Source organism: Streptococcus sp. 544 (genome assembly GCF_013277385.1).
Lineage (GTDB): Bacteria > Bacillota > Bacilli > Lactobacillales > Streptococcaceae > Streptococcus > Streptococcus mitis_BA.
Window position 1 is genome coordinate 11,560 of the sequence record NZ_VMMU01000017.1, and the last position, 5,093, is coordinate 16,652.

Genomic DNA, 5,093 nt, shown 5'->3' on the forward strand with positions numbered 1-5,093 from the left:
GCAGTGCTTTGAGCAACCTACGGCTAGCTTCCTAGTTTGCTCTTTAATTTTCATTGAGTATAAGTAAATTTCTATCTTGATTTTCAGATAAAAATCTTTCCTTCTGTGGCCTCTTCTTACGCTTGAGCAGGGCTTCTGCCGACATGGCTTCTTCCTTACTGGCAAAACCTTGAGCATAGATGAGTTTGACTGGCAAGCGTGCTCGTGTGTATTTGGCTCCCTTCCCACTATTATGGACAGCGAGGCGTCTCTTCACATCAGTCGTATAGCCTGTATAGTAGGATCCGTCACGGCACTCCAGCACATACATATAAGCCTTATAATCCATAATAAATCTCTTCGAGTTCCGGCGTATAAGAGCCATCATCATTGTGAACAATGAGAGGTGGTAAGACCTTAAAGCCACTTGTTGAACCATCCTTGATAGCTTCAATCAAGAGCATATTGGCTTCCTTTTCCCGCTTTGGATAGACAAATTGCAGACGCTTAGGGGCTAGATTATGTCGTTGCAACATATCCAGAATGTCCAAGAGTCGGTCAGGACGATGAACCATAGCCAACCGTCCATTGGACTTGAGAATACTCTGGGCACTACGACAGATTTCCTGCAAATTGGTCGTGATTTCATGGCGCGCCAAGAGATAATGCTCGCTCTCGTTCAGATTAGAATGAGGATCCACCTTGAAATAGGGTGGATTACACAAAATCATATCCACTTTACTTCCCTGGATGTATGCAGGCATATTTTTCAAATCATCACAGATGACCTGCATCTGCTCTTCCAAACCATTCAAACGGACAGAGCGTTCAGCCATATCCGCCAAACGCTCCTGAATCTCAACAGCCAAAATCTGTGCCTGAGTACGAGTGCTAGCAAATAGCCCCACTGCTCCATTCCCAGCGCAGAAATCCACTATCAAGCCCTTTTTAGGAAAACGTGGAAAGCGTGACAAGAGAACACTATCCACCGAATAGCTAAAAACCTCTCTATTTTGAATAATTTTGATATCTGTTGAGAAGAGCTGGTTAATGCGCTCCCCTGATTTTAATAATTGTTCTTCTTCCATGGTTCTATTATAGCAGATTTATATTAACATTACAAAAAATATAAAATTCTAAACTACTTCTTCTTTTTTAAATAGTGCAAGGCTTCTCTAGTCCAAATTGGCATCATTCGTTTAAGAGGCGCAAAGCCGTAATTAAAGCGGTCGCTTGAAAAGCGTCTCCGTCTCGGAAACTGGTGCTTTTCTTCCTCCAAAGTGCGGATAGAAAGACTAGCTTTCCCTGTAAATTCATCTAAATCTACTACCTGAACCTGAACCTCTTCATCGACTTTCAAGGCTTCATGAATATTTTCAATAAAGCCTGTCCGAATCTCTGAAATGTGAATCAGCCCCGTATCACCCGTTTCTAGCTCAACAAAGGCACCGTAGGGCTGAATCCCTGTAATACGCCCCTTTAGTTTATCACCGATTTTCATCTTAGTCCTCGATTTCAATTGTTTCAATCACAACATCTTCAACTGGCTTGTCCATCGCCCCCGTCTCAACAGAAGCAATGGCATCCAAGACAGCGTAAGATGCTTCATCAGCTAACTGTCCAAAAACCGTGTGACGGCGGTCTAGGTGAGGTGTCCCACCTTGGTTAGCATAGATTTCTGCGATCGGTTCTGGCCAACCACCACGAGCAATTTCTTTCTTAGAATAAGGCAGGTGCTGGTTTTGGACAATAAAGAACTGGCTGCCATTGGTATTTGGACCAGCATTGGCCATAGAAAGGGCTCCACGGATATTGTAAAGTTCTTCTGAGAATTCATCCTCAAATGATTCACCGTAGATTGACTCGCCACCCATACCAGTTCCAGTTGGATCTCCACCTTGGATCATAAAGTCCTTGATAATACGGTGGAAAATGACACCATCATAGTAACCATCTTTTGAAAGAGCTACAAAGTTAGCCACTGTTTTAGGAGCATGTTCAGGGAAAAGCTTGATACGCAAGTCTCCATGATTGGTATTAATAGTCGCGATAGGACCTTCTACTGTTTCAATGTCTACTTGTGGGAAATGCAATTCTTTTTCTACCATACCAAATCCTTCTAAGGCATCAAAAATGCCATCTTCTTCTAGTGTTTTTGTTATATAATCTGCTTTTTCTTTGATGTTATCATGAGAAATTCCCATTGCAACGCTGATTCCAGCATAATCAAAGAGTTCCAAGTCGTTGAGCCCATCTCCAAAAACCATGACGTTCTCTGGTTTCAAGCAAAGGTGTTCCACAACCTTTTCCACCCCCGTCGCTTTGGAGCCTGAAATCGGCACAATATCAGACGAATGCTCATGCCAACGAACCATGCGAAGTTTGTCTGAGAGACTGTCAGGCAAGTGCAAGTCATCTCCTTTATCTTCAAAAGTCCACATCTGATAGATATTTTCTTTTTCATGGAAATCAGGATCTACATCTAAATCGGGATAAATTGGATTGATAGCTTCACTAATCATATCGGTACGAGTCGACAATTTGGCATCATGACTCCCAACCAAGCCATACTCTATTTCCTCTTGCTTGGCCCAAGAAATATACTCCTCAACATCTGACTTCTCAATCTGATGTTGATAAATAACCTGACCTTTTTTATCTTCGATATAAGCCCCATTTAAGGTCACAAAAAAGTCAGGATTCAGTTCACGAATCTCTGGTACAACACCAAAAATCCCCCGTCCAGAAGCAATACCTGTCAAAATTCCTTTCTCACGTAATTGCTTAAAAACAGCTGGGATTGAAGACGGAATAAAACCAGTCTTTGAATTCCGCAAGGTATCATCAATATCAAAAAAGACAATCTTAATCTTTTTTGCCTTGTATCTTAATTTCGCATCCATCTCACTACCTCTTTCAATCTAACTCTTTCCATTATACCATAAAGTAGCTAAATCCCCTATTTTCAAAGAAATTCGCTATCTCTTATTCGAACTTCTTGGATAAGTACAGAACTAAATCATCATTATTTTGAATAGTAGCATTCATTTCCAAGGGTTGATTTCGATACCAGACACCTGTCCCATCTGGAATATAGCCTCGTTTGATGTACAATCTCTGGGCAGGGCCATAGCCTAAGTGTAAACCTACACCAAGAGTGACCTTACTCGAAACAAACTTGACTCGTTTTTCTGCTTCTTCTAGCAGTTGACTCCCAATCCCTTGATTTCGAAAAGGCTCAAACACATTAAAATCTGATAATTCTGGATAGACTTCTGCAAAAGGACCATGTTTAGCCAAAGGTAAAATGGTAACGTAGCCCGCTACAGCACCATCAATCTCTGCAACTAAGACTTCTCTCTCCCCACTTTCCTGTTCCAGAAAATATCTAGCCAAAATTTCCTCTCTACCAGGCCAACCTTGATTCATAAAGCCATGAGATAAGGACTCAATATCAGACTTAATCATATTTCTAATCGTACAATTCATCTTTGACTTACCCACCTTTACTCTTTCTATTACTATTATAGCACGCCAAGGTCAGAAAAAAACTATCTCGTGAAAAAAGACCCGTCGGGGTCTTAATTCGCATTCTTGTTTTCAAGCTCATAAAAAAGAGGTCCCCCTGACCTCAACTCGCTCTCTCATTTCAAGGCTCGTGAAAAAAAGACCCAACCGGGTCTTTTCTTTAATCTTCGTTTACGAAAGGCATCAAAGCCATTACGCGAGCGCGTTTGATAGCTGTTGTTACTTTACGTTGGTTTTTAGCTGAAGTTCCTGTTACACGACGAGGAAGGATTTTCCCACGTTCTGAAACGAAACGGCTAAGAAGCTCAGTATCTTTGTAATCAACATATTCAATTTTGTTTGCTGCGATGTAATCAACTTTTTTACGGCGTTTGAATCCGCCACGACGTTGTTGAGCCATGTTTTTTCTCCTTTATAATTTTAGTTGTCCATTAGAATGGTAAATCATCATCTGAAATATCCAATGGATTTGTTGCTCCAAATGGATTTTCATCACGTGAAAAGTCTGGTACTGAATTTGTAGGCGCTGAATAGTTTGAACTTGGTGCAGAATAAGCTCCACCTGTGTGTCCCTCACGCACACTACGGCTTTCCAACATTTGGAAATTCTCAGCCACGACCTCTGTCACGTAGACACGTTGTCCTTGCTGGTTATCGTAACTACGAGTCTGGATACGACCTGTCACCCCGATGAGTGAGCCTTTTTTAGCCCAGTTAGCAAGGTTTTCAGCCTGTTGGCGCCACATAACGACATTGATAAAATCAGCCTCACGTTCGCCATTTTGACTCTTAAATGTACGGTTTACTGCAAGAGTAAAAGTCGCAACTGCTACATTTGATGGGGTATAACGCAACTCAGCGTCACGTGTCATACGCCCTACAAGTACAACATTGTTAATCATAGTTTACCTTCTTACGCGTCAATTTTGACGATCATGTGACGAAGAATGTCAGCGTTGATTTTTGAAAGACGGTCAAACTCTTTAAGAGCTGCATCGTCGTTTGCTTCAACGTTAACGATGTGGTAAAGTCCTTCACGGAAATCTTTGATTTCGTATGCAAGACGACGTTTTTCCCAAGTTTTTGATTCAACAACAGTTGCACCGTTGTCAGTCAAAATAGAGTCAAAACGTGCTACCAAAGCGTTTTTAGCTTCTTCTTCAATGTTTGGACGAATGATATAAAGAATTTCGTATTTAGACATTGATATGTTCCTCCTTTTGGTCTAATGACCCCAAGACTTTGCAAGGGGTAAGTGAGGTTCGCTCACAATAAACTATTATACTAGAAAAAATTTTTTTACGCAAGTAAAAACTCTGAAATCATAACCACCCGTCAAACGGGTGGTTTGTCCCAGGGCTATAAGCCCAAATTACCAGCCAGCGCCTAAAGACGCTGGCTTTCACTTTGTTCAAGCCTCATTGCTCTTGACTCGTCACTTGCCTCTTAAAGAGGCTTTAGTATTACTTACCACTATCCCTAAAGGGATCCTCATATTCTTTTACACTCAATTTATCTAGTGCTATATCATGCTTTTCCTGTTCTTGGATATATTTCTTAATTGTGGCTTCATTAAGCCCTACTGT

At 41.3% G+C, this 5,093-nt stretch carries 8 protein-coding genes and 1 pseudogene; all 9 read right to left on the minus strand.

Going from position 1 to position 5,093, the window contains the following annotated elements; translation table 11 throughout:
* Nucleotides 1-43: 43 nt before the first annotated feature.
* On the minus strand, nt 44-328 hold the full coding sequence (locus HT728_RS07860; protein WP_173234691.1) for a GIY-YIG nuclease family protein: 285 nt from the start codon (nt 326-328) through the stop codon (nt 44-46).
* Entirely contained in the window at nt 318-1,067 is a 750-nt protein-coding gene (locus tag HT728_RS07865; protein ID WP_050208351.1) for a tRNA1(Val) (adenine(37)-N6)-methyltransferase, read from the minus strand. The genes HT728_RS07860 and HT728_RS07865 overlap by 11 nt, the downstream gene beginning before the upstream one ends.
* Before the next feature lie 53 nt (nt 1,068-1,120).
* Nucleotides 1,121-1,480, minus strand: coding sequence for a S1 RNA-binding domain-containing protein (locus HT728_RS07870; protein WP_000689593.1), 360 nt, complete (start codon nt 1,478-1,480; stop codon nt 1,121-1,123).
* A 1-nt stretch (nt 1,481) separates the two neighbouring features.
* Nucleotides 1,482-2,882, minus strand: a complete 1,401-nt coding sequence (locus HT728_RS07875; protein WP_173234693.1) for a bifunctional Cof-type HAD-IIB family hydrolase/peptidylprolyl isomerase — start codon at nt 2,880-2,882, stop codon at nt 1,482-1,484.
* An 82-nt stretch (nt 2,883-2,964) separates the two neighbouring features.
* On the minus strand, nt 2,965-3,468 hold the full coding sequence (locus HT728_RS07880) for a GNAT family N-acetyltransferase (protein ID WP_173234695.1): 504 nt from the start codon (nt 3,466-3,468) through the stop codon (nt 2,965-2,967).
* 199 nt (nt 3,469-3,667) lie between these two features.
* Nucleotides 3,668-3,907, minus strand: coding sequence for a 30S ribosomal protein S18 (gene rpsR, locus HT728_RS07885; RefSeq protein WP_000068664.1), 240 nt, complete (start codon nt 3,905-3,907; stop codon nt 3,668-3,670).
* A 31-nt stretch (nt 3,908-3,938) separates the two neighbouring features.
* Nucleotides 3,939-4,409 carry a single-stranded DNA-binding protein SsbA gene (ssbA, locus tag HT728_RS07890; RefSeq protein WP_000609602.1) on the minus strand — a complete coding sequence of 157 codons (471 nt, stop codon included), beginning with the start codon at nt 4,407-4,409 and terminating at the stop codon, nt 3,939-3,941.
* A gap of 11 nt (nt 4,410-4,420) precedes the next feature.
* On the minus strand, nt 4,421-4,711 hold the full coding sequence (rpsF, locus tag HT728_RS07895) for a 30S ribosomal protein S6 (RefSeq protein WP_173234697.1): 291 nt from the start codon (nt 4,709-4,711) through the stop codon (nt 4,421-4,423).
* Nucleotides 4,712-4,970: 259 nt separating this feature from the next.
* Nucleotides 4,971-5,093: pseudogene (locus HT728_RS07900) on the minus strand (IS200/IS605 family transposase); the annotation flags it as partial.

Coding starts and splice junctions, on each gene's coding strand:
- HT728_RS07860 (WP_173234691.1), bottom strand. CDS start 328: ATGGATTATAAGGCTTATATGTATGTGCTGGAGTGCCGTGACGGATCC.
- HT728_RS07865 (WP_050208351.1), bottom strand. CDS start 1,067: ATGGAAGAAGAACAATTATTAAAATCAGGGGAGCGCATTAACCAGCTC.
- HT728_RS07870 (WP_000689593.1), bottom strand. CDS start 1,480: ATGAAAATCGGTGATAAACTAAAGGGGCGTATTACAGGGATTCAGCCC.
- HT728_RS07875 (WP_173234693.1), bottom strand. CDS start 2,882: ATGGATGCGAAATTAAGATACAAGGCAAAAAAGATTAAGATTGTCTTT.
- HT728_RS07880 (WP_173234695.1), bottom strand. CDS start 3,468: ATGAATTGTACGATTAGAAATATGATTAAGTCTGATATTGAGTCCTTA.
- rpsR (WP_000068664.1), bottom strand. CDS start 3,907: ATGGCTCAACAACGTCGTGGCGGATTCAAACGCCGTAAAAAAGTTGAT.
- ssbA (WP_000609602.1), bottom strand. CDS start 4,409: ATGATTAACAATGTTGTACTTGTAGGGCGTATGACACGTGACGCTGAG.
- rpsF (WP_173234697.1), bottom strand. CDS start 4,711: ATGTCTAAATACGAAATTCTTTATATCATTCGTCCAAACATTGAAGAA.